At 61.4% G+C, this 24,078-nt stretch carries 17 protein-coding genes; 10 read left to right on the forward strand and 7 right to left on the reverse strand.

What is annotated here, in order from left to right; translation table 11 throughout:
• Positions 1-79: 79 nt before the first annotated feature.
• The 3 genes from recQ to ACEUKI_RS06995 all read left to right on the forward strand — a co-directional run bounded on the left by recQ (position 80) and on the right by ACEUKI_RS06995 (position 3,426).
• Positions 80-2,035 carry a DNA helicase RecQ gene (recQ, locus tag ACEUKI_RS06985; RefSeq protein ID WP_080785234.1) on the forward strand — a complete coding sequence of 652 codons (1,956 nt, stop codon included), beginning with the start codon at positions 80-82 and terminating at the stop codon, positions 2,033-2,035.
• A gap of 112 nt (positions 2,036-2,147) precedes the next feature.
• Positions 2,148-2,642 (forward strand): S-ribosylhomocysteine lyase, encoded by a 495-nt coding sequence (locus tag ACEUKI_RS06990; protein ID WP_071477942.1) that lies wholly within the window; start codon positions 2,148-2,150, stop codon positions 2,640-2,642.
• A gap of 241 nt (positions 2,643-2,883) precedes the next feature.
• Positions 2,884-3,426 (forward strand): N-acetyltransferase, encoded by a 543-nt coding sequence (locus tag ACEUKI_RS06995; RefSeq protein WP_080785233.1) that lies wholly within the window; start codon positions 2,884-2,886, stop codon positions 3,424-3,426.
• Positions 3,427-4,050: 624 nt separating this feature from the next.
• Here the strand turns inward: ACEUKI_RS06995 and ACEUKI_RS07000 are convergent.
• The 6 genes from ACEUKI_RS07000 to ACEUKI_RS07025 form a co-directional block, all read right to left on the reverse strand.
• Positions 4,051-5,190: a glycoside hydrolase family 172 protein gene (locus tag ACEUKI_RS07000; RefSeq protein ID WP_080785232.1), complete on the reverse strand. Its 1,140-nt coding sequence runs from the start codon at positions 5,188-5,190 to the stop codon at positions 4,051-4,053.
• A gap of 78 nt (positions 5,191-5,268) precedes the next feature.
• On the reverse strand, positions 5,269-6,147 hold the full coding sequence (locus tag ACEUKI_RS07005) for a carbohydrate ABC transporter permease (RefSeq protein ID WP_065443827.1): 879 nt from the start codon (positions 6,145-6,147) through the stop codon (positions 5,269-5,271).
• A 74-nt stretch (positions 6,148-6,221) separates the two neighbouring features.
• Entirely contained in the window at positions 6,222-7,163 is a 942-nt protein-coding gene (locus tag ACEUKI_RS07010; RefSeq protein WP_065443825.1) for a carbohydrate ABC transporter permease, read from the reverse strand.
• 138 nt (positions 7,164-7,301) lie between these two features.
• A complete protein-coding gene (locus ACEUKI_RS07015) occupies positions 7,302-8,606 on the reverse strand; it encodes an ABC transporter substrate-binding protein (protein WP_080785231.1) in 1,305 nt (434 codons plus the stop codon).
• Positions 8,607-8,848: 242 nt separating this feature from the next.
• Positions 8,849-9,883, reverse strand: coding sequence for a LacI family DNA-binding transcriptional regulator (locus tag ACEUKI_RS07020; RefSeq protein WP_238609824.1), 1,035 nt, complete (start codon positions 9,881-9,883; stop codon positions 8,849-8,851).
• Between the two features lie 694 nt (positions 9,884-10,577).
• Positions 10,578-12,038 carry an APC family permease gene (locus ACEUKI_RS07025; protein ID WP_080785230.1) on the reverse strand — a complete coding sequence of 487 codons (1,461 nt, stop codon included), beginning with the start codon at positions 12,036-12,038 and terminating at the stop codon, positions 10,578-10,580.
• A gap of 187 nt (positions 12,039-12,225) precedes the next feature.
• On the opposite strand from ACEUKI_RS07025, the gene alr reads away from it, so the two are divergent.
• From alr to ACEUKI_RS07060, 7 genes are all read left to right on the forward strand, one after another.
• Positions 12,226-13,584 carry an alanine racemase gene (gene alr, locus ACEUKI_RS07030; protein ID WP_374156646.1) on the forward strand — a complete coding sequence of 453 codons (1,359 nt, stop codon included), beginning with the start codon at positions 12,226-12,228 and terminating at the stop codon, positions 13,582-13,584.
• 192 nt (positions 13,585-13,776) lie between these two features.
• The gene (locus ACEUKI_RS07035) at positions 13,777-15,063 is read left to right on the forward strand and encodes a deoxyguanosinetriphosphate triphosphohydrolase (protein ID WP_131222364.1); all 1,287 of its coding nucleotides are present in this window, start codon (positions 13,777-13,779) and stop codon (positions 15,061-15,063) included.
• 163 nt (positions 15,064-15,226) lie between these two features.
• Entirely contained in the window at positions 15,227-17,326 is a 2,100-nt protein-coding gene (gene dnaG / locus ACEUKI_RS07040) for a DNA primase (RefSeq protein WP_374156647.1), read from the forward strand.
• Positions 17,327-17,516: 190 nt separating this feature from the next.
• Complete coding sequence (pdxS, locus tag ACEUKI_RS07045; protein WP_007053677.1) at positions 17,517-18,392, forward strand: pyridoxal 5'-phosphate synthase lyase subunit PdxS; 876 nt, start codon at positions 17,517-17,519, stop codon at positions 18,390-18,392.
• Between the two features lie 85 nt (positions 18,393-18,477).
• The gene (pdxT, locus tag ACEUKI_RS07050) at positions 18,478-19,116 is read left to right on the forward strand and encodes a pyridoxal 5'-phosphate synthase glutaminase subunit PdxT (protein ID WP_115770757.1); all 639 of its coding nucleotides are present in this window, start codon (positions 18,478-18,480) and stop codon (positions 19,114-19,116) included.
• A gap of 57 nt (positions 19,117-19,173) precedes the next feature.
• Positions 19,174-20,838: a PLP-dependent aminotransferase family protein gene (locus ACEUKI_RS07055; protein ID WP_080785225.1), complete on the forward strand. Its 1,665-nt coding sequence runs from the start codon at positions 19,174-19,176 to the stop codon at positions 20,836-20,838.
• Positions 20,839-21,191: 353 nt separating this feature from the next.
• Positions 21,192-22,124, forward strand: coding sequence for an isoaspartyl peptidase/L-asparaginase family protein (locus ACEUKI_RS07060; protein WP_080785224.1), 933 nt, complete (start codon positions 21,192-21,194; stop codon positions 22,122-22,124).
• 125 nt (positions 22,125-22,249) lie between these two features.
• Here ACEUKI_RS07060 and ACEUKI_RS07065 read toward each other — a convergent pair whose 3' ends face one another.
• Positions 22,250-23,905, reverse strand: coding sequence for an ABC transporter substrate-binding protein (locus ACEUKI_RS07065; RefSeq protein WP_080785223.1), 1,656 nt, complete (start codon positions 23,903-23,905; stop codon positions 22,250-22,252).
• Positions 23,906-24,078 lie beyond the last annotated feature (173 nt).

Raw genomic sequence — 24,078 nt, forward strand, 5'->3', positions numbered from 1 at the left:
CGGAAGGGCTACGTACATCGTTACGAGGTATTCCGTTATACGATGAAATCCATCCGCGGTCGGCCTACACTGGTCGTTTATGACAGCACATCAGGCGGCGCTGGAGGCGCTCACACGATACTTCGGCTATGACTCGTTTAGGCCCGGGCAGCAAGGAATTGTCGAGGTTTTGCTTGCCGGACGCGATGTCTTGGGCGTGATGCCCACCGGCGCAGGCAAGTCCGTGTGCTACCAGATTCCCGCCGCGCTCAGCCCGGGTGTGACTCTGGTCGTATCTCCCTTGATTTCCCTGATGCGCGACCAGGTCGATGCGCTGAACGACCTCGGTCTGCCGGCCGCGTTCATCAACACCACTCAAACTCCCGACGAGCAGGCGATGGTGTTCGCCCAAGCCGCCGCCGGGCAGATCAAACTGCTGTACGTGGCCCCGGAACGCTTGGAAACCGGGCGATTCCGCGACTTTGCCGCCCGTACGCCGATCTCGCTGATCGCTGTGGACGAAGCCCACTGCGTCTCCCAGTGGGGCCAGGACTTCCGCTCGTCGTACTTAGGTATCGGCGATTTCATCGCCGGGCTGCCGCAGCGTCCACCGGTGGGTGCGTTCACCGCCACCGCCACCGAACGGGTGCGTCAGGACATCGTGGGACTGCTGGGATTGCGGAATCCGGCCGTCACCGTTGCCGGATTCGACCGGCCGAACCTGTATTTTGATGTGGTCAAACTGGAGACCAAATACAAGGCCGCATGGGTGGCACGGTATGTGGCCGACCATCCGGACGAATCCGGCATCGTCTACTGCGCCACCCGCAAGACCACCGAAGCGCTCGCCGACACGCTGAACCAGATGGGGCGTCCGGCCGTCGCCTACCATGGCGGCATGTCGCCGGACGCGCGTGAGACGGCCCAGCGCGACTTCATCACCGACAAGGTGCCGGTGGTCGTGGCCACCAACGCCTTCGGCATGGGCATCGATAAGTCCAACGTGCGTTACGTCATCCACCACAATCTGCCCGAATCCATTGAAGCCTACTATCAGGAGGCCGGCCGCGCGGGCCGTGACGGCGAGCCCAGCCGATGCACGCTGCTGTGGAATGAGTCAGACATCGTCACCCGGCGTCGGTTGCTGGATAACGATTATGAGAACGAGCGATTGACTCCCGAAGAGCAGGAGATCGTGCGCCAGTCCAAGCGCCGGCTGCTGGACGGTATGGTCGGCTACTGCCGCACCACCGACTGCCTGCACCGGTATATGACCCGGTATTTTGGTCAGGAATTGTCGTCGAATGCTGGTTCCGCGGCGGGTGAAGACATTGCGGCGGACTCTTCGCAGTCCGGCAAATGCGGTGCCTGCTCGAACTGCGAAAGCACGTTCGAGACCATCGACGTGACCCGCGTGGCGCAGGCGATCAGCCGTTGCGTGCATGACGTGGGGCAGCGCGTCGGTTCCGGCAAGATAGTCAAGATCCTGCGCGGTTCGCGGGCACAGGATCTGGCATGGCTGAATCCGGAGCGGATGCCCACCTTCGGCATGCTCAAGGACGTGAACGAGGCTCGCGTGCGCGACGTGTTGAGCCAGATGGCCACGGACGGGTACCTGTCAATCGCCGAAGGGCGTATGCCAATCGTCATGTTCGGTGCGCGGGCGGCCGAAACCGCCGCTCCCGACTTCCACTATGAGATCAAACGGGTGGAACGCAAGTCGGCGGCGGCCGGTTCCGGTCGGAGCGGGGGAGTGGCTGATACTGCCGATTCCGCCAATGTTCCCGGCGATGCGCTGGGCTCGTATATCCCGAACGATGACGAGGAATCGCTGTTCCAGAAGCTACGCGAACTGCGACGCACCATCGCCCAGGAAATCGGCAAGCCGCCGTACATCGTGTTCTCCGACAAGACCTTGCGCGACATGGCCCGCATCAAGCCGGTTACCGACGCGCAATTTCTGGCGGTCAACGGCGTCGGTCAACACAAGCTCGACCTCTACGGCCAGCGCTTCATACAAACCATCGCCTCGTTCAATGCCGGGAGTGCGTCATAACAATCTCCTATAGCGAACTGCGGAGTATTTGCGGGCGTTCTTGGGCTGGCGCGACTACGATGACTGTTCGATACTTCATGACCGAACACTCAGCAAGTAGAAAGGCAACAGCATGGCAGAAGACAAGGCCGAAAAGCCCGTCGTCGAATCATTCCAACTTGATCACACCAAGGTCAAGGCGCCGTACGTGCGTTACATCGACACCGAAACGGGCCCTCACGGCGACGTGATCTCCAATTACGATCTGCGCCTGACCCAGCCGAACGAGCAGGCCATCCCCACCGGCGGCCTGCACACCATCGAACACACCATCGCCGTGCTGCTGCGTGAACGCATTCCCGGCTACATCGATTGCTCGCCGTTCGGCTGCCGCACCGGCTTCCACCTGCTGACCTGGGGCACCCACTCCACCGAGGATGTGGCCAAGGCGTTGAAGGAATCGCTGGAGTTCATCGCGTACAAGGCCACATGGGATGACGTGCCCGCCACCACCGAGAAGAGCTGCGGCAACTATCGCGACCACAGCCTGTTCACCGCCAAGGAATGGGCCAAGCAGATCCTTGAGGAAGGCATCAGCTCCGACCCGTTCGAGCGCAAGGTCGTCTGATTCGTCTGATTCGATTCAATTCTGATTCGGCTCCCGCTGGCGGGAGCTGGGGGCGAAGCCGACTGAGGGTGTCTGTCCTCAACTCGGCTGGACTGTCCGGCTCCTGCGGACGGGAGCCATTGTTTATTAGTGTCCGTCATGCAACGCGGACGGGATTTCTTGTGCCTACGGCATGGTAGGTTGGCCGTCAGTTAGTCGCCGGTCACCGTGCCGGCAACCCGGCATGTCGGAGAGGTGAGAAGTGACTCAGTCGAACGCTGCAAACAAGGCGACAGGCCGCCGTTTCCGCCACGCCACCATGCGCGATCTGCCGCAGATGCAGAAAATCTATGCACGCGCACGCGCGTTGATGGCCGCCAACGGCAACCCCACCCAGTGGGGCAACGAATTTCCGCGTGAATCGGTGATTGAGGACGACATCGCCAACCAGCGTACGATGCTGCTGGTCGACACCTGCAATGGCCACGAACGCATTCTGGCCCAGTTCGCCCTGTGCCCGGGCAAGGATCCGACCTACGCCAAAATCGACGGCGCCTGGCTGGACAACGATACCTATGTGACCATCCACCGCATCGCCGCATCCGGTCTGGTGCGCCACGCGGCCCGCGACTGCATCAGGTGGGCCCTGAAGCACTACGGCAACGTGCGCACCGACACCCACCCCAATAACAAGGCCATGCAGCACGTGCTCGAAAGCTCCGGCTTCGCCCGTTGCGGCCTGATCCAGCTGCTCGACCGGCCGGTCGACACCACCAGAATCGCCTATCAGCGCCACGAGTGGTGAGTGTGGCTGCCGGCTGATGTGCTCGTTTCTGCACCGTCATTGGTTTCTGACGGTAGAACCAGTGTATGAGAAGAACACGTTGGGTCGGGGGCGTCGTGACGATGCTTGCGGCTGTCATGCTGTCGTCGTGCGGCGGCGTCCAGTCGAATCCCGGGTCGGACAATGGCCGTCCGTCCAACACACCGTTGCCAATCCACGCTCGGCTCCTCGGAGGGCAAGGTGGACGATCCCACGGTCAGGGACACGCTGTCCAAGTCCATCGACATGGCCAGCGACACGCTGGATTCTGCGTCATCGGCACGGATACGTGGACCTATTATCCGACCGGCTCGTCGGCTCCGGTGCCAGATACGAAAGCCTCGTATTGGGATGAACAGATTCCCGGCGACTGGCGTTCGGCACCCGTGCTGGTCGGGCCGGATGACGGCAAAGTCTATTCCGGATACCAATTCGAATAGATGCGTTCGTAGACGACCGTGACTTGCTTGACGGATGGTCGGAGAATCCACGAGTTAATGGAATCGAGCCATTCAGACGATTTCGGTGGCGTATGCCTGCCATGTGGAAGACATGGCGATGCCTGTCGACCGATGTGGCTCCATCGGCCGACAGGCATCGAGGAAGTCACCGTGGCCGGCGGAACGCGCGGTCGCCGATTGGGGCGAATGGCTTGTGTGGTTCGCTTTGGTACCAGTAGGCGACCGTGGCCACGTCGTCCTGTCGTTCGAAGTTGCCGGCTTCCTCGGTGCCGATCTGCTGCCATTCGACGCGCAGGTCTCGCTCGAAGTAGATCGGGTCGGGGATGTGCCAACGGTATAGGCCGCGGGTCACGGGGGTGGCAGTGTCCCAGTAGGCGCTTTCGCGTCCGGCGAGGTTCTGCGAGTAGAACGGGAAGCCGAGGTATGGGCCGGTGAAGGTGCGCTCGTGCATGCGGCCGTGTTCGTCGAATTCGGCGAAGCTCCAGGCGCCGCCGAAGTAGTCCTCGGCGCCGGTGCTGCACCAGGTGGGGTATTTGCCGTCGCCGTCGATATAGAACTTGAATTCGCCTTCGCCCCACCAGCGGCTTTCGAGCGCGGTGAGCGCCAGGTAGGTGCCGACGTAGGTGCCGTGTCCTTCGACGCCATCGAGCACCACGTAGTCGTGGGCGAGTTCGGTGACGCGTTGGCGGCGCCACTGCGCGTGGAAGCGCATCGTGTCGGCCGGCAGCCGGTCGTATTCGGTGTAGTCGATTTGGTAGAAGAACGCGGGCACGTCCTCGTTGTGGTCGTTGCGCAGCACGATGCGCGCGTGTTCGAACGGCATGGCGAAGTAGCAGTTGAAGCCCCGGTTCGGGTTGACCATGACGGGAATTGAGTTGATGGTGCAGGACTGGGCGTGTCCGCAGCAGAAGAAGTCGCCGATCGGGCATTGCACCGAGGGGGAGTCCTCGCCGTCCCAGTAGAATTCCAGGATCAGGTTGCGTAGCACGTCGGGGCCGGTGGGGGAGGTGCGGTCGGTTACCGTCATCCAGATGTGACGGATCACGCCGGGGCCCTCGACGTCCATCAAAGTCACCGATTCCCCGGACCTCACCGTGCGGATGCAGGGGCTTCCCTTGCGGGAGGGGCCCAACGCGCTGGCCGCCATGGCCGCGCGGCCCTTGCCGCCGTCCGGGTTTTCGGCGTTGATGCAGCGGGTGCGGCCGGGGGCCCTCATGGCCACGGCATCCAAGGCGCCTTGTCCGAGCCCCGGCGCGGGGTTCGCTGTGGTGAATGCGTCGAGCATGATGCTCACTTCCTTTCCTGTCGCAGGCCCGGCCCGCCACGGCGTTTTGTCTGGGGCGGGCCGGGGATGCTGGGGGTGTTATTTCACGGCACCGGCGGTGATGCCCTGGGAGAGCTTGCGCTGGAAGATGACGAAGAAGATGATGGTCGGGATGATGCTCAGCAGCGATGCGGATGCCAGGGTGGTGGCTTCCATCGTGTGCTGTCCCTGGAGCGTGGCCAGGGCCAGCGGGATGGTCTGCACGTCGTCGCCCATCAGGAACGCCATCGGGATCATGTATTCGTTCCACGTCCAGACGAAGAAGAACACGAACAGCACGCTGATGGTGGGCCAGGAGATCGGCAGCACCACCTTGAGCAGCACCTGCCAGCGGGAGGCGCCGTCGATGGATGCGGCCTCGAGGATGGCCTGCGGGAACGTGCCGTACACGGAGGAGAGCAGGTAGGTGCCGTACGCGCTTTGGATGATGGTGAAGATGATGATGATCGCGAGCTTCGTGTTGTACAGCCCGGCGGCCTTGAACATGGTGTACAGCGGGTAGAGCAGTGCCTCCTGCGGCATCATGTTCGCCAGCATGATGGCCAGCACGATCCATGTGTTGCCTTTGACGCGGCCGATGCCTAGCGCGAAGGAGTTGAGCACGGACAGCACCACGGCGGCCACGGCGACGGTCAGGGAGATGATGAGGCTGTTGAGGAACTTCATCGAGAACTTCGTGGTGGTCCAGAAGGAGACGATGCCTTCCATGGTGAAGGTCTTCGGCAGACTCAGTGGGCCGGCTGCGTTATAGTCGACTTGCGTCTTGAAGGCGTTGACGGTCAGCACGAGCAGCGGGAACAGGACGATCAGTGCGGCGACGACCAGCAGGACCAGCGTCACCCAGTCGCCTGCCGAGCGGACGTGCTGCGTCTTGTGCGATGCCCTCTTCGCCGTTGCGGCGGTCATTGTCTGTGTCATGGTTCGATCCTCGATTTCGGAAAAATGCGATTCGGTGTTTTTGGGGGGTGTGGAGCGGCGTCGTGTCCTTGGAATCAGACCATGTTCTTTTCGACGCGCTTCTGGATGATGGTGAACACCACGGAGAAGACGATGATGACCACGGTCAGGGCGGTGGAGATGGCGGCGCCGTAGCCGACCTGCTGCACCTGGAAGAACTGGTTGTACGAGTAGTAAGACGGCACTGTGGTCGCGGTGCCCGGCCCACCCTTGGTCAGTAGGTAGACAGGGGCGAAGGTCTTCAACGCGCCGATGGTGGCGGTCAGGATCACGACGAGCAGTTCGGGGATGATGGACGGCAGGGTGACCACGCGGAACTTCTGCCACCAGTTGGCGCCGTCGAGGCTGGCGGCCTCATAGAGCTCGGGGTCGACGCGTTGCAGGCCGGACATGAAGATGACGATGGGGTAGCCGAGCTGGATCCACACGAGGATGAACATGAGGACCGGCAGCGCGCTGTCCGGGCTGCCGAGCCAGTTGTGGGTCAGCGATCCGAGGCCGATCTGTTCCAGGAGCGCGTTCACGGCGCCGTCTTCGGGGCGGAAGATCCAGCCCATGATGATCGCGGCCACGGCGACGGGCAGCAGCTGGGGCAGGTAGAACAGGGCGCGCAGGAAGGACGCGGTCTTGCCGCCGAACTTCTTCTGGATGACGTCGGTAAGTAGCGACGAGATGAACAGGCCCAGGATCGTGGGGATCACGACGATGGCGACGATGATCCAGAACGAGTTGAGGAACGAGATCCAGAACGTGGAGTCCTTGAACAGTCGTTGCCAGTTCTGCAGTCCGATGAAGCGCACCGGGCCTACGCCGCGCCAGCGGGTGAGGCTCAGGTAGATGTTCCAAACGAACGGGATGATGACGATGATGGCCAGGCCGAGGATGCCCGGGATCAGATAGGGAACGAAGCGCGAAGACCTGTTACCGGGAAGCCGTGAAAGCGCCACGTTATGGGCGTGCTTGGTGTTGCCTGCCATTGCTCTCTCCTTGGTGTGTGTATATGACGGGTGGATTGCTATGCGTGCGGGATTGGGATTGGTCAGGGGAGTGATGACGGGGCGTGGAAAAGGGACAAACCACGCCCCGCCATACGATTCATGGCCGCCGGGCGGCAATCAGTTCGAGAAGCCCATCTCCTCGACGCCGGAGTCGTACTTCGAGTGGATGTCCTTGAGCACGGCGGAGGTGTCCTTGGTTCCGTTCACCAGTTCCTGGAAGGAGGCGGGGATGGCGTCGGTCAGACTTGAGGCGGCGTAGTCGGGGTAGTAGCTGAGCTTGCTCTTGCTGGCGTAGGAGTCGTACTCCTCGATCATGTCCTTGCTCTTCTCGTCGGTGATCTTGTCCAGGTCGGCGGCGACCGGGATGCCGCCGACGTTGCCGAGGTAGTTCTGGACCTCGTCGGAGAGCACGTAATCGATGAACTTGGCGGACAGGTCGTGGTGCTTGGAGCGTTCGGGGATGACGAGCAGGTTGCCGGCGCAGCCGACCGCGAACTTGGATTCGGGCATGACGGCGGCCGTCCATTCGAAGCCGGTGATCTGCTTGGCGAAGCGGCCTTGGTTCCAGGTGCCGGTCTGGTAGATTGGGTATTCGCCCTTGATGAACGCTTGGGTGGTGTCCTCGGCCTTCATGCCGGTAGCGTTCTTGGAGATGAAGCCCTTGTCGAGCCATTCGCTGATGGTGTCCGTGGCGTTGGTGAGTGTCTTGGAGTTCCAGTCGACCTTGCCTTTGTACAGGTGCCAGTTGTCCATGAATGTGGAGTCGGCGTTCTTGGAGACCAGCTGCCACCACAGCCACATCACGCCGTATTCCTGGGCGTCGGCGGCGATTGGGGTCACGCCGGCATCCACGAACTTCTGGCAGGCGTCCATGAACTCGTCGTAGGTGGTCGGAATCTCGATGCCGTACTTGTCGAAGAGGTTCTTGTTGTAGTAGACACGCTGGAATTCGGCGTAGCTGCTCATGCCGTACCAGGTGTCGCCGCCCATGATGCCGTTCTCGTCGTACTTGGCGGTTTCGGCGTTCGAGCCGGTGACCTTCTCGTCCCAGCCGTACTGGTCGACGTAGTCGCCGAGGTCGGTGAGCAGGCCCATGGTGGACAGCACACCCGCTGAGCCGTTGCCGCGGTTGGATTCCATGAGGTCCGGGGCCTCGTCGGAGTTGAGGAACTGACTGCCGTTCTGCGCGATTTGGGTGAAGGACTTGCGTTCGAAGTTGATGGTGACGCCGGTCTCCTTCTTGAACATCTCGGCGGCCTTCTTCCAGGCCTGGGTCTGTCCGGCGTCCTCTTCCTCGTAGTACCAGAAGGACAGGCTGGCCGGGGCGCCTTCGTCCTGTGCGGTGTCGCTGCCGCACGCCGCGAGCGTGGTCACCGACATCGCCAGCACGGCCAGAGCTGCGATTCCTCGTTTGATGTTCATGGAATTCTCCTTTTCCTATTGGTTATTGCCATCGGCAACAGTTGTGGTGAAGATAATCGAAACGTTTCGATTAACGGGACAGGCGTCTGCGTCGACCCTTGGCGGGCCGGTCCGGGGTGGGCCGGCAGGTGTGGGTTACGGCCGGATTGTAGCCGATCGCGCCGTCGTAGGCGACGTGATCGGAATCGAAACGTTTCTACTATGGATATAAAGCATTGCAGGGGGATACGCGACCACCGGTCTCATGACTCATCCCCCTCGTTCAGGGAGCACACCGAGCCGCGGTCCTCGATTCTGGGCGGCACGAACTCACTTTCCGCTCCGATCGTGCGGCCGTCCTCGACTGCGGAGAGCAGCAGGCCCACGGCCTTGGAGCAGAGCAGCCTCGGCATCAGCGGTATCTCGGTGACCGGGTGGGCCACTAGCTCGTTCTTAAGGAACGTGCCGCAGGAGAGTATAGAGATGTCGCCGGGGATGTCGATTCCGCGGTTCTCAAGTTCGCGGGTCACCATGTTGAGCGTATCGGCATCGGCCTGGCTGATGATCGCGGTGGGGCGGGGAAGCGACTTCAGGAGGCCGTCCACGAAGGCACGCGCGTCGAACCGGCCGAACTCGTTCTTGGCCGACTCCGTGACGCGCATGCCCATCTCCCCGGCCCGCTCCAGCATCAGGCGGCGCAGCGTCAGCACATAGCCGGACTGGCGTTCGTAGTCGCGCTCGTTGTCGCGCAACAGGATGACGTCGCGGTGCCCTTTGCCATGCAGGTAGCGCACCGCGAGGTCGGCGGCGGCGGGGAAGTCGATGTCCACGCACGCGCAGTCTCCCTTGCGGCTCGGATAGCCGATGGCCACGCAGGGCTTGCCGTACGAGCCGGCCTCGGCCACGCGCTCGTCGTCCTCTACGATGTCGAGCAGCAGCACGCCGTCGACCATGTTGCTGCGGGTCACACGGCGGATGTCGTCCACCGCATCCTCGCCGCTGAGCAGCAGCACGTCGTAGCCTGCGTTCCTCGCCTGCCGTGCCGTGTGCAGGAAGTACGCGTTGTACTTCGCCTCGTTGATGTCGCCGCGAATCGGCTCGCTGACAGCCAGGATCCGGTTGCGGATACCCCGCATCTTCTGGGCGGAGGCGTCCGGCATGTACTGCAGCTCGCGGATGGCGTCGCGCACCTTGGCGGCGGTCTTCTCCGAGATCGCGCGCTTGCCGGACAGCACATAGGAGACCGTGCTGACCGACACCCCGGCCGCGTGTGCCACGTCCTTGATTCCAGCCATCATCGCCTCCTTTCCTGTGCTTTCGGTCGGCCTTCAGCGGCCGGCGTATGCCCGGCATCATGCCATGTCCGCACGAGTGCGCATGGGTTATGTCTGTTGGTTTTCGCCGTTAGCGAACCGTCCAACATCACTGTCGAAACGTTTCGTTAGATTAGATTATTGCGTGCACCTGCGGTTTTGTCAACCGCGCGACACGCCCATATGCGGATATCCGACGGACAGCTTGGCCCGGCTGTCCGGTCGTTCGATTCGACGCTTCGTGCTCTCGGCAAATTGAGTTGTGGAATGTGCAATGGCATGAAGCAGAATCCCGGAAACCACCGAGGATTGTTATTGCCCGGTAATATGGTTATGTCAGTTTTGTATGCGGACCTCTGACAATGAATTCGCACTTACTTCATGCCGAACGAATCTAGCGCGTGCATTGCCGTTTTTCAATCAGAAACCGGGGCGGGAGGGCCATGAGGGTTCTTGCGATGATGGCAAATATGGCGATCGTGGCGGATGCGGATAGCTCGAGCGGAAATTAAAGAACCGGGCGGATTCTTCAGTTGGGTGTATAGAAAAACGAAACAGCGGCACTCAGCGTACGTTCTTCACGAAACATGGCCTCATATCGCAAAAACCGTACGCTGAAAGTAACTCAGCGTACGGTTTTCACGAAAGCAGCCATCGGCTATCGGTCAGCCGATAGACCTCAGTCCTCAGTCGCAGCGACCTTGGTGTCAGCCCCGGCCCTCTGCTCAAGGCCGAGCTTGGAGCGCTTGCGGCTGTAGCCGAAGTACACGATCAGGCCCAGACCGAACCAGATGGCGAAACGCACCCAAGTCTCCCAGTTGAGACCGGCGATGAGCACGAAGCAGAATACGATGGCCAGAATCGGGGTGACCGGCACGCCCGGCGCGCGGAAGCCGCGGGGCGCATTCGGCTGGGTCTTGCGCATCCATAGAATACCGGCCGACACGATGATGAACGCGGACAGCGTACCGATGTTCACCAGCTCGAACAGCACGTTGATGTTGATGAAGCCGCCGGCGAACGCGGTCAGCAGACCGAAGAACCAGGTGCCTTTGAACGGGGTGCGGTACTTCTCGTGCACGTGGCCGAAGAACTTCGGGAACAGGCCGTCACGGCTCATGGCGTAGCAGATACGGGACTGGCCGTACAGCTGTACGAGCATCACCGTGGTCATGCCGATGAGGGCGCCCAGGTTCACGATCACCGCGAGCCAGTTCATGCCGGTCTCCAGAATCACGCCGGCCACTGGGGCGTCGATGTACTTGGCGAACTCCTTGTAGGGCACCACGCCGGTCATGATCATGGTCATGACGATGTAGAGCACGGTGGAAACGGCCAGGGACAGCAGGATGCCGCGCGGCAGTGTCTTGTTCGGGTTGATGGTCTCCTCGGCGGAAGAGGACACGGCATCGAAGCCGATGAAGCTGAAGAACACGATGGAAGCGGCCGGCACGATGCCGTACGGCTGGGTGGAGCCGGGCTGGAAAGTGTAGATGCCGTACGGGGAGAACGGCTGCCAGTTGGACGGCTTGACGTACCACACGGCGCACACGATGAACAGCACGATGATGGCGAGCTTGATGAGCACCATCACGTCATTGGTGCGCTTGGTCTGGTTGATGCCGATGGACAGCACCCACGTGATGATGAGCACGATGACGAAGCCGGGCAGGTTGAAGTAGGTGGTGACGTCCGGATTGGTGCCGTAGGCGGCGGTCAGCTCGACCGGCAGATGCAGTCCGAAGCCTTCCAACAACTTGTTGAAGTATCCCGACCAGCCGGCGGACACGGTGGCCGCCTGCAGAGCATACTCCAGAATCAGATCCCAGCCGATCACGAAGGCGATGAGCTCGCCGAATGCCAGATAGGCATAGGAGTAGGCCGAGCCGGACACCGGTGCCATGGCGGCGAACTCGGCGTAGCACAGGCCGGCGAAACCGCAGCAGACGGCGGCCAGCAGGAACGATACGGACAGGGCCGGGCCGGCGGTCAGCGCGCCCTTGCCGGTGAGCACGAAGATGCCGGTGCCGATGATCGCGCCGATGCCGAGCATCGTCAGATCGAAGGTGCGCATCGTGCGCTTCAGGGGAGTGGATTCGGCGACAAGCTGATCCACGCTTTTCTTACGAAACAGATCCATGTTCTTCTCTCATGAAACTTAAGATATGGGGCTAGACCGGACGGATTTCCGGGATCCCGGCACGCCTCAACGCCGGGAATCAAAGGCGGCTTCCGAGAAACCGCATATCGGTCATTAGTGTACGACTGCCGGGCGAAAACAGACGATTGCGACCACACGTCATATTCCTGCGCAACAATAGGTGCCTATGAGCATGAACGCAGCACCCGAAATCGCATTCTCGTCCGAGCAGGGCAAGGCCAACTATGCGGCCGCCCGCCGCCAATACCCCGCACAGGGCATCGTGAACCTCAAAACCATGCGCGACAACATGGCCCACCTGGTCTCCGTGGTCGGCGGCCCGAACTCCGGCACGGCGGTGATGGGCGTGGTTAAGGCCGACGCATACGGCCACGGACTGCTGCCCGCCGCACTGGCCGCGCTCGCCGGCGGCGCGACATGGCTCGGCACCGCGCAATCGCATGAAGCACTGCTGCTGCGCAAACTCGGCATCGGCCCCGACCGTTGCCGCATTCTGACTTGGGTATACAACGGCACCGAAGTGCCATTCGACGAGCTGATCGCCGCCGACATCGACGTATCGGTCGGCTCCCTGCCCGGCATCGATGCCGTGGCCGCCGCCGCACGCAAGCTCGGCAAGCCCGCCCGCGTACACGTCAAGGTCGATTCCGGCTTCGGTCGCAACGGTTTCACACCGGCCGGATTCGACGCCGCGCTCGCCAAACTCGTGCCGCTCGCCAAAGAGGGCGTGTTGCATATTGTGGGTCAGTGGAGCCATCTCGCCGTGGCCGATTCGCCCGATGTGCCTGAATTCGTGTCCTCCACCGACCGCCAGATCGAAACATTCAAGGACTTCACGCGCCGCATGGAACAGGCCGGCATTCCGCCGGAGATCCGTCACCTGGCCAACACAGCGGCCACTTTGGACCGCCCGGAGATTCACTTCGAACTCACCCGCCCCGGCATCGGCCTGTACGGCTACGAGCCCGATCCCGCGATGGGCACCCCGCGCGACTGGCATCTGACCCCGGCCATGCGCCTGCAGGCGCAGCTCGGCACGATCAAGGATGTGGAGGCCGGCCATGGCATCTCTTATGGCCGCACCTACCTGACCTCGGACAACACCTCGACCGCTATTGTGCCGCTGGGCTACGCCGATGGCATCCACCGCTCCGCTTCCGGTTTCGATATGGAAGGCGCCAAGCACGTGGAGAAGCCGGGCGGCCCGGTGCGCATCATGACCACCGAAGGTCCGAAGCTCTACCGCGTGTGCGGCCGCGTGTGCATGGACCAGTTCATCGTGGATCTGCACGGATCCGCCGCCGAACTCGGCGTTCACGAGGGCGACACGGTCGAACTGTTCGGCCCGGGCCGCGGCGAGGATTGCGTTGAGCCTACCGCCGACGATTGGGCCCGCGCCGCCGACACCATCAGCTACGAGATCTTCACCTGCCTGCGCAACCGCATCCCGCGCCTTTACGAGCATGCCGCCGAAGTACTGCCCGCCGCCGACCTCGCCAAGCTCGACCCCGCCACGCTGCTATAAGGTGCATTACCGCCATACGGTGGCACCCCGTAATCCCTTCTTCCCGAGTATGTACCACTGACATGTGCTGAGCGTCACATATTCGGGGAATCGGCCCCAATCTCCCGAATATGTGCCGTTGAGTTGACGTCAGTGGCACATATTCGGGAAGTCGGGATTACTGCGGCCGATATGTGTGCCTATGCTTGGCATATGGAAACAACGTTGGATGGGGAACAGGTGCTGAGCGATGAGGGCTACAGCGCCTTCGACGAGGAGCGATGGGTACCCGAGCCGCCCAAATCCAAGTCGCGCACCGCGTTCGAGCGCGATCGCGCGCGACTGATTCATTCGTCCGCTTTGCGGCGTTTGGGCGCGAAAAGCCAGATTCTGATTGCCGGTACCGACGATTTCGCCCGCACTCGACTGACGCATACGCTGGAAGTCGCCCAGATCGGTCGCCAAATCGGCGCATTGCTCGGCTGTGATCCGGACGTGGTCGACTGCGCCTGTCTGGCCCACGACCTTGGTCACCCGCCGTTCGGGCACAACGGGGAGCGTGCGCTCGCCGACATCGCCGGCAATATCGGCGGCTTCGAGGGCAACGCACAGACCATGCGTATCCTGACCCGGCTCGAACCCAAGATCTTTCACCCGGACGGGCGTTCGGCCGGCGTGAACCTGACCCGTGCGGCCTTGGATGCGGCCGTCAAATACCCGTGGACCTTGGCCGAAGCCGACCAACACCCAAAGGGGGAGCGGTCGAAGAAATTCTGCGTCTACCCGGATGACGAACCGGTGTTCCGCTGGCTCAAAATCGGCGCGCCCCAGGCCACCAAACCCATGGAATGCCAGATCATGGACCTTTCGGATGATATCGCCTACTCCGTGCATGACGTCGAGGATTCCATCGCCACCGGCGCGTTCGATCCGATTGTGCTCGCCGATCCGAAGATGCTGGACCACATCATCGAGCAGGCGCGCGCATGGTATGGGGCGAAGTGGGATGCCGACAAGCTGCTGGCCGCGTTCATGCGATTGCGCCGAGAGCATTTGTTCCCTGCACATTTCAATGGTTCGCGCGAATCGTTGGCGCAGCTTAAGAACATTACGTCCGATTTGATCGGTCGCTTCTGCTGGTCGGTGGAAACCGCCACGCGCGACACGTACGGGCCCGGGCCGTTGACCCGGTATTCCTCGAACATCGTGATTCCCGAGAACACGAATTACGAGATCGTGGCACTGAAGGGCATCGCCGTGTACTTCGTCATGGCGCCTCGCGAGCGCGAGCCATTCCATCAGGAGGAGCTCAAGATCGTATCGGATTTGGTCGATGTGCTTATGGCCGATTCGCCGCTCCCATCCGACGCTTTGGAAAGCCAGTTCCTGGCCGATTGGAACGAATCCACCAACGACGACGAACGTCTGCGCGTCGCCATCGATCAGGTCGCAAGCCTGACCGACAACTCCGCCCTGGCCCTGCACTCCATCTTGTGCTGAGGGCGTGTTGGGCGGGTGCTTCCCTCAGTCTCGCTGCGCGAGCCAGCTCCCTTCGGGTGAGGGGAGCTGTCGCTGTAGGCGACTGAAGGGAGTTTCGCGGAAGGAATGATAACCGACGGTAAAAATTTACCGTGTCTCAGGTGAGGCGGTACTCTAGAGACTTATGGTCGGAATGATTAAGAAAGAAGATGTCGAGAAGGTGCGCGCCGCCGCGGACCTGTATGACATTGTATCTGCGACCGTAACGCTTAAGCCCTCCGGTACTGGCACCTTCGTGGGCCTGTGCCCGTTCCACGACGAGAAAACCGGCAGCTTCAACGTGCGCCCCTCACTCGGCGTGTGGCACTGCTTCGGCTGCGGCTTGGGTGGCGACGTATTCAAATACGTCGAGCAATCCGAAAACATCGACTTCCGCGAAGCCGTGGAACTGCTCGCCGACAAGTACCATATCGAGCTGCACTACGAGAACAGCGGCAACGGCCCGAGCCGCGAGAACACCGGCTCCAAACGCACGCGACTGCTGGAAGCCTGCGAGGAAGCCCAGCGCTTCTTCGTCTCCCAGATCCTGACCAAGGAAGCACTGCCCGCCCGCAAGCTGCTTGGCGGCCGCAACTTCTCCCAAGCTGATTGCGAACGTTTCGGTTGCGGCTACGCGCCCCAAGGTTGGGATAATCTTGTGCGCCACTTGTCCTCCAAAGGGTTTACGCAGAAGGAAATCCTCGACGCGGGCTTGGCCCGTCAAGGCCAGCGCGGCATCTATGACTATTTCCGCGGCCGCGTGACGTGGCCCATCCGCGATTCGACCGGCCGCACGCTCGGCTTCGGCGCGCGCAAGCTGTATGAGGACGACCAGATCGCCGCCAAATACATCAACACGCCGGACACGCAGCTCTACCGCAAGACCCAGGTGCTCTACGGCATCGATTTGGCCAAATCCGCCATCGTCAAGAAGCGACAGGTCGTGATTGTTGAAGGCTATACGGACGTGATGGCCATGCACTTGACCGGCATTGACACCGCCATCGCCACGTGCGGTACGGCGTTCGGCGCCGAGCACGCCAAGATTGTGCGCCGACTTATTGCTGATGATTCGCTGGGCGCGGTGCAATTGGTCGGGCCGCTGAAGGTCAAGGACCAGCCGTTGAGCTCACGCATTGTGTTCACGTTCGATGGTGACGCTGCCGGTCAGAAGGCCGCGCTGCATGCCTTCGGCCTTGATTCGGCGTTCCTTTCCCAGACCTTCGTGGCCGTGGCCGACGACAATCTCGACCCGTGCGATCTGCGCATCGAGCGAGGCAACGAGGCGGTGCGCTCGCTGATCGCCCGCGCCAAACCGTTGTATGACTTCGTAATCGACGCCGCCATCAGCCGGTTTGACCTGACCTATACGCCCGGCCAGGTGGGTGCGATGAAAGCCGTGGCCCCGCTGGTGGCGCAGATTCGCGACCGCTCCCTGTGGGACGCTTACGCGCGCAAGTCCGCGGGCCGTATCGGCGTGGACCTTGAGGTGATGCGCCGCGAGGTGATGAACGCGCGCCGGCAGATGCACGTGCGCGATGAGGACGCCTATGCGCCCAAGCGCCGATTCGAGCGTGACGAGCCGCGTGTGGAGCCCGGCGCCAACCCGTACGCCAATCCGGCCACGCGCAAGGCGTTGGAGCGCCGTGACGCCGCCGAACAGGCGTATTTCAAGATCGACGACGCCGTATTCATCGCCGAACAGCAGTTCATGGCCGTGCTGATTCAGGTGCCGCGCGCCATCGACCGCACCATGTTCGGACAGCTGACCATCGAGCATTTCATGACTTCGGTGTTCCGCACTTTGTTCCAAGCGATTGCGGCCGCCGGCGGACTGCCATCCGATGACACCCCGCAGGGGCTGTGGATGCACAACCTCACCAAAGCAGGCGGGCCGATGCTCAATCAGGTGATCAACGAGCTGGCCGTCATGCCGTTGCCACTGCCTGGCGACGACAGTGGTAATGGCGCACAACCTCCGCAGTCGAACGTGCCTGGGGGAGTCGGAGGTGGTGCGGCCGCCGTGCAGCTACGCCCTGCCACGCCGGAAGAGCAGCGCTATGCCACCGAACTGCTCACCCGACTACTGGACATGGGCTTCATGCGTCAGATCGGCTTGGCCAAACGCCGCATGGCCCAACTGCCCGACGGTGAAGAAAAAATAACCCTCCTCGGCCAAATCGCCCGCATGGAAACCGCCCGTAAAGACCTCCAAGCCCAAATCTACGGCAACACCATCGGCTAATACCTCCCACTGATTGCGCGCATCTTCGAATACGTGCCGGATGCATAAGGCCATACAACCGGTTGCCGGATTGGATGGGTGAAGAAGTTGCGGATTGGCCCCATCCAAATTGGACTGGTTTGGGTGGGCCAATCCAATCCGTTCAATAATGAAGCGCGATACCAAGCAGCGTCGAAACGAAGGGAAACTCATGACGCAGAATCGTGCGGAACTCAACCGTAATCTGGCCCAGATGCTCAAGGGTGGCGTGATCATGGACGTCACCACGCCCGAACAGGCGAAGATCGCGCAGGACGCCGGCGCCTGCGCGGTGATGGCGCTGGAGCGCATCCCCGCTGACATTCGCGCCGCCGGTGGCGTCTCCCGTATGAGCGACCCGGCCATGATCAAGGGCATTCAGGAAGCTGTCTCGATTCCGGTCATGGCCAAGGTGCGTATCGGCCACATCGCCGAAGCCCGCATTCTGCAGGCCATCGAAATCGACTACATCGACGAATCCGAAGTGCTTTCCCCGGCCGACGACGTGTACCACATCGACAAGAACCAGTTCGATGTGCCGTTTGTGTGCGGCGCGAAGAACCTGGGCGAGGCGCTGCGCCGCATCGCCGAGGGTGCTGCCATGATTCGCACCAAGGGCGAGCCCGGCACCGGCGACGTGATTCAGGCCGTGCGTCACATGCGCACCATGAACAAGCAGATCCGCGAACTCGTCGGCCTGCGCGACGACGAGGTCTACGAGGCCGCCAAGCAGCTGGCCGTGCCCTACGATCTGGCCAAGTACGTGCACGACAACGGCCGTCTGCCCGTCGTGAACTTCGCCGCCGGTGGCGTGGCCACCCCGGCCGACGCCGCCCTGATGATGGAGCTCGGTGCTGAAGGCGTATTCGTGGGCTCCGGCATCTTCAAGTCCGGCGACCCGGCCAAGCGCGCCGCCGCTATCGTCAAGGCCACTGCCAACTGGCAGGACGCCGATCTGCTCGCCAAGCTGTCCGAAAACCTCGGCGAAGCCATGGTCGGCATCAACGAGGACGAGATTCAGACCATCATGGCCGCTCGCGGCGAGTGAGCGCATTACCTTGGCTTCCCTCTTTGAGGGGAGCCAAGAAAGGGTGACGCTCCCGCCAGCGGGAGTCAAGGCCCAAGGAGACGACATGGTTGTAGCTGTTGAATATATTTCCAAAGAAGAATCCGCGGACGCCGAAAACGCCAAGCACGGCGTGACCGGTATCCTGGCCGTGCAGGGCGCGTTCGCCGAACATGCGGCGGTGCTGGACAAGCTCGGTGCGCCGTGGAAACTGCTGCGCGCAGCCGAGGATTTCGATGAATCCATCGACCGCGTGATTCTGCCCGGCGGCGAATCCACTACACAGGGCAAGCTCCTGCATTCGACCGGACTGTTCGAGCTGATCGCCGCCCACATCAAGGCAGGCAAACCGGTATTCGGCACTTGCGCCGGCATGATTCTGCTGGCTAAAAAGCTCGACAATGACGACAACGTCTACTTTGGCGCGCTCGACGCCGTCGTACGCCGCAACGCCTATGGTCGTCAGCTCGGTAGTTTCCAGGCCACCGCCGATTTCGGCCAACCCGACGACCCGCAGCGCATCACGGACTTCCCACTGGTATTCATCCGCGGACCGTACGTGGTGTCGGTCGGCCCCGAGGCCACGGTCGAAACCGAAGTCGATGGCCACGTGGTGGGCTTGCGTCAAGGCAACATCCTGGCCACCGCCTTCCACCCGGAACTCACGGACGATACCCGCATCCACGAGCTCTTCCTGTCGCTGTAGTCGATTCGTCTGCCGTTAGACTGGTATCCGACTGACGAATCAAGGAGACGATCTGCCATGCAGCTTGAGCTGAATCGACGCAGCAAGGTGCCGATGTACCGGCAGCTGGCTGCCGAGCTGCGTGAACAGATCGTCTCCGGCGCGATGGCCGAGGGCTACCGCCTGCCTCCCGAACGCGAGCTGTCCTCGCGTCTCGAAGTCAATCGCACCACGGTGTTGCAGGCGTATCAGCAGCTCAAGGACGAAGGTCTTATCGCCTCCAAAGTCGGCAAAGGCACGTTCGTGCTGCCGCCTGCCTCCGCAAGCCGAACATCGCACACGTCAAACAGTGACTTCGGGAATGCAATAACGCGAACAACACGATCGTCGGCAGAAATGGGAACATCGCAAGCCTTCTCTTCCGGCGACGTAGAACGTGATACCTCCACTGATTTCTTGACGACGGACCAGGGCGGCAGCTCTGCGGTGGTCCATACGATTCGTGAAAGCCGCTCGGTTCAGGGCCCGGAGCCAACCGTCGTGCGTCCGCCATGGTCGGTGTTGTTCTCTGATTATTCCAACCGGTTTACCTACCATGACATCGCCTCGGCCGAGCGGGCGCAGCGCGGCGACACCATTATTGACTTCGCCACCGGTTCGCCGAACCCGGCGGATATCCCGGACGATCTGCTGCGCAAGGTGAGCATCGAGGCTTTCGAATCGCGGGAATTCGACGGCCAACCGGAATCACCTATCGAGGGATTCGAAGAGTTGCGTGCGCTGCTTGCCGAACATATGCGCGCACGAGGCGTACAGTGCGGCGTCCGCAACGTGATGGTGCTCTCCGGCTCCGAGCAGGGCATTGACCTCATCGTGCGTGCGTTCATCAACCCCGGCGACTGCGTGCTGGTCGAACAATCCACGTTCTTCCCGGCATTGCAGACCTTCCGTTCGGCGGATGCGCGCATCATCGGCGTTCCAGTGGACGAGCACGGTATGCGCACAGACCTGTTGGACGGCTATTGCGCGCGATTCCGGCCCAAGCTCATCTACACCGTCCCGACGTTCCAAAACCCCACCGGTACCACGCTGCCGCCCGAACGACGCAGCGAACTCATCGACGTGGCGCGGCGCTATCAGTGTCTGATCGTGGAAGACGATGCTTACGGCGACCTGTGGTACGGCGGGGAATCGTCCGACGCGCATCGCCCCATACCGCTCAAAGGCATGGAGAATGCGGGATACGTGATGTATTTGTCGACGTTCTCGAAAACCGTCACTTCGGGCCTGCGCACGGGATGGGTTGTGGCCGACCCGCATGTGATCAACCGGCTGGCGGCTCTGCGGCGCATGGTCGACCAGCATACGAGCACGTCATCGCAGCGCATCTGCCTGGAACTGCTTAAAGAAGGCCGCATCGCCGAACATTTGCGTGGTTTGATCAAGGCTTACCGCATTCGACGAGATACAGCAATCGCAGCATTGGAGCAGTATGCGCCGAATGAAGTGTATTGGACCGTGCCTGCAGGCGGCTACTATATTTGGGTTTCTTTGCCGGACGGCGTGCGCTCTCTGGATGTATTGGAATCCTGCCGTTCCCAAGGCGTTACGTTCATGCCGGGCAGCGTGTTCGACGTTGACGAAATGGATGATTCCCACATCCGTCTCAACTTTGTGCGCCCGGATACTGCTGACATTGATGCCGGCATCCGAATCATTGGCGAGACGATAGCACAGATGTAGTCAAGTGACTGGCTCATTGCGGTTGTCGAGTTTTTTGATGGCTACATGCCCACATCGATGAGTGCATTCGACGAATAAATAAGCGAGGGAGCCATCATCAGTTCGCTGTGGCATGCGCATAGCGTTGTCGGACGAACGGGGCAGACCACGTGGTCGTTGCGTGATCTGGTCGATCGAGCCGGCATCGCATTGCCCCTGGCGTAGTGGCGAGGTGGCGCAGTAACGAGTCACGTCATCGCGAGCCGATGATGCGAAATGCGGAACCGGTCGCGGCCATCAACGGATATCATACATGTGGAAGCAACGATACGTTGGCGTCAGCACATCCATCTGACTCCAGAAAGGGACACGATATGACCACATCCTCCGTTTCGCCGGTGACCACTGAACTGGCGGGCAGTGAAACCGGCATCACGCTTGTCATTCACGCCGGAGCGGGCAGTCGTGGCAAGCACAGCACGCCTGAACGCATCGCCCAAGTCGAACTTGATCTGCAGCGCGCCCTCGATGCCGGATACCAGTTGTTGGAATCCGGAGCACCGGCGTATGAGGCTGTGGTCGCCGCCATCCACGTCATGGAAGACGCCCCCGAATTCAACGCCGGCCGTGGTGCCGCCCTGACCAGCGATGGCATCGCCCAGATGGACGCCTGCCTGATGACCGGCGATGGCGAGGTCGGTGCGGTCACCGGCGTAAGCACCGTGAAGAACCCGATCGATGCGGCGCGTGCCGTCAAAGAGCAGACCAAGCATGTGCTGTTCGCGGACCCGACCGATGCAGAAATCGCCGATTGGGGCGTCGCGACCGAAAGCAACGAGTACTTCATCACCGAACAGCGTCGTCAGTCCTTGGCCGAGGCTCAGTCCGGTGGCGATGAGTGGGAGAAGCATGGCACCATCGGCGCCGTGGCGCGCGATGCCGAAGGCAATATCGCCGCCGGCACGTCCACTGGCGGCATCACCAACCAGATGCACGGTCGTGTAGGCGATTCGCCGCTGCCCGGTTGCGGTACGTTCGCCAACCAGTCCACGGTGGCGGTGTCCTGCACCGGCATCGGCGAGGCCTTCATCAAGGTGGTCGCCGCCCATCAGGTGTCGGATCGTGTGCGTTTCGCCGGCGAGAACGTCGAGGATGCCGCGACGGCCACTTTGGACGAAGTCGCCGCGCATCATGGCGATGGTGGCATGATCGTTCTGCCGGCGGTCGGCCGTGGCGTGGTCGCCTACAACAGCGAGATGATGAGCTTCGGATACCGTAGCGCGCAAGGCGGTAAGGTGCAGGGCTGATTGCCCCCTGTATTGCGGCATATAACATGAATGGCCGGTGTGCTGCGGATTCTTGGTAAGGAATCCGCAGCACACCGGCCATTCATGTATGCGGCGAGTGCCGCCGATCGGTGCGGCAGTGTGCGCTACTTGGTGATCGTGTTATACGTGGGCATGTTCGTGTAATCGAACTGCACGTTCTTTACGTTCTGTGCAGACACGGCGGCGACGTTATCGCACCACAGCGGAATCGATGGCAGATCCTGGAGCAGGGTCTCCTGAGCTTCCTGCAGGGCGACGGTACGTTTGCTCTCGTCGGTCTGGGAGAGGGCATCCGCAAGTTCCTGATCGAACTTCGGGCTCTTGTAATCGCCGTCGTTGGAGCCGTGGCCGTCCGCGGAAGCGGAGGAGTACAGCGGCGTCAGGTAATCCTCTGCGGAAGGATAATCCAGCATCCAGCCGGAACGGAATGCGGTGGCGATGGTGCGATCGGTGACGCGGTCGCGAATATCGCTGAACGTCGGGTACGAATCGCCCTCGGCGTTGATGCCGAGCGTGTTCTTGATCTGGTTCGCCACGGCGTCCACCCAAGCCTTGTGGCTGCCATCGGCGTTGTAGGCGATCTTGAAATCACCGCTCCACGGGGAGATCTTATTGGCCTGAGCCCAGAGCTCCTTGGCTTCCTCGGGGTTGTATTCCAGATTGGCGGCACCCTTCAGGTCCTTGGAATATTCAGGAACCAGCGGTGAAGTGAAATCGGTGGCCACGGTCTTGGTGTCCGAGAACACCTTGTCGACGATCTGCTTGCGGTTGATGGCCATGGAGATGGCCTGACGGCGCAGCTGACCCTCCTCGTCAAAACCGAAATGATCGAGTCGTTCGGGGATGACGAAGCCCTGATACGTAGAACCGGCCTGGCTGTAAGCGGTGACGTTCTTGGCGGTGCGGAACGTCTTGACGGCGGACGACGGCACGGCGTCCAGCACGTCCAGGTTGCCGGCCAGCACATCCGCGTAGGCGGAATCCTCGTCGGTGTACACGCGGAATTCGATGCCGCCGTTCTTCACCGTGCGGCTGCCTTTGTAATCAGGGTTCTTCACCACCGTGATGCTCTTGCTGACATCCCAGGACTTGAGTTTGTACGGGCCATTGCCGATGGGGTTCTTGCCGAACGCCTTGATGTCCTTGTATGCCACTGACGGCAGCGGGAAGAAGGATTGATGCGCCAGCTGCACCGGGAACACCGAATCCGAGTGGTTGAGCGTGACGACCAGTGTGTGATCGTCCTTGACCTCCAGGCCGGACAGCTTCGCGTCATCGCTGACATTCGGGTCCTGCAGTTCGTCGTAGCCCTTGATGATGGACATGCGGCTCGCCTGCTTCATGGCGTGCTTGACGTTCGCCGCATAGCTCCAGGCATCGGCGAAGGAACTGGCGGTAACGGCCTCGCCGTTGGTGAATTTCCAGCCGTCGTTGATCACGATGGTGAACTGCGAAGCGTCATCGTTCGGCGTGATCGACTTGGCGACTTCGAGATGCTGCTTGCCGTTCACGTCATAGCTGACCAGACCCTCGAACAGGTAACGGATGACCTTGCCGCCACCCATTTCGTTGGTGTCGGCGGGAACCAGCGGGCTCTGCGGCTCGGTGTTGTTGACGGAAATGATGGCTTCTCCCGGGTTTGCGGTCGCGCCGGAATCGGACTTACTACCGCAGGCGGCCACGGAAACCAGCATCACACATGCTGCTGCCATGGCGGCGAAACGTTTGACCGGGAATAATGGGGTAACACGCAACTTCATCGCTCCTCTTCCTCGAATGAAACTATGTTCCATTGGTATGAACCAGCCACGTACGGTATTCGTGTCTGGCCTGTCACACAATGATGCAGTCGTATATACGGGCACGGCATTGCGCGGCAGTTCATTATAAGGGAGACATGCAAACTCAATGTTTCCTTGTCCAAATAAAGAAA

Origin of the sequence: Bifidobacterium sp. 2450, from assembly GCF_041900695.1 — a bacterium.
GTDB lineage: Bacteria > Actinomycetota > Actinomycetes > Actinomycetales > Bifidobacteriaceae > Bifidobacterium > Bifidobacterium longum.

What these genes read in the sequence shown, in the direction of transcription:
- recQ (WP_080785234.1), top strand. Translation starts at nt 80, where the DNA reads ATGACAGCACATCAGGCGGCGCTGGAGGCGCTCACACGATACTTCGGC.
- ACEUKI_RS06990 (WP_071477942.1), top strand. Translation starts at nt 2,148, where the DNA reads ATGGCAGAAGACAAGGCCGAAAAGCCCGTCGTCGAATCATTCCAACTT.
- ACEUKI_RS07000 (WP_080785232.1), bottom strand. Translation starts at nt 5,190, where the DNA reads ATGCTCGACGCATTCACCACAGCGAACCCCGCGCCGGGGCTCGGACAA.
- ACEUKI_RS07005 (WP_065443827.1), bottom strand. Translation starts at nt 6,147, where the DNA reads ATGACACAGACAATGACCGCCGCAACGGCGAAGAGGGCATCGCACAAG.
- ACEUKI_RS07010 (WP_065443825.1), bottom strand. Translation starts at nt 7,163, where the DNA reads ATGGCAGGCAACACCAAGCACGCCCATAACGTGGCGCTTTCACGGCTT.
- ACEUKI_RS07015 (WP_080785231.1), bottom strand. Translation starts at nt 8,606, where the DNA reads ATGAACATCAAACGAGGAATCGCAGCTCTGGCCGTGCTGGCGATGTCG.
- ACEUKI_RS07020 (WP_238609824.1), bottom strand. Translation starts at nt 9,883, where the DNA reads ATGATGGCTGGAATCAAGGACGTGGCACACGCGGCCGGGGTGTCGGTC.
- ACEUKI_RS07025 (WP_080785230.1), bottom strand. Translation starts at nt 12,038, where the DNA reads ATGGATCTGTTTCGTAAGAAAAGCGTGGATCAGCTTGTCGCCGAATCC.
- alr (WP_374156646.1), top strand. Translation starts at nt 12,226, where the DNA reads ATGAGCATGAACGCAGCACCCGAAATCGCATTCTCGTCCGAGCAGGGC.
- ACEUKI_RS07035 (WP_131222364.1), top strand. Translation starts at nt 13,777, where the DNA reads ATGGAAACAACGTTGGATGGGGAACAGGTGCTGAGCGATGAGGGCTAC.
- dnaG (WP_374156647.1), top strand. Translation starts at nt 15,227, where the DNA reads ATGGTCGGAATGATTAAGAAAGAAGATGTCGAGAAGGTGCGCGCCGCC.
- pdxS (WP_007053677.1), top strand. Translation starts at nt 17,517, where the DNA reads ATGACGCAGAATCGTGCGGAACTCAACCGTAATCTGGCCCAGATGCTC.
- pdxT (WP_115770757.1), top strand. Translation starts at nt 18,478, where the DNA reads ATGGTTGTAGCTGTTGAATATATTTCCAAAGAAGAATCCGCGGACGCC.
- ACEUKI_RS07055 (WP_080785225.1), top strand. Translation starts at nt 19,174, where the DNA reads ATGCAGCTTGAGCTGAATCGACGCAGCAAGGTGCCGATGTACCGGCAG.
- ACEUKI_RS07060 (WP_080785224.1), top strand. Translation starts at nt 21,192, where the DNA reads ATGACCACATCCTCCGTTTCGCCGGTGACCACTGAACTGGCGGGCAGT.
- ACEUKI_RS07065 (WP_080785223.1), bottom strand. Translation starts at nt 23,905, where the DNA reads ATGAAGTTGCGTGTTACCCCATTATTCCCGGTCAAACGTTTCGCCGCC.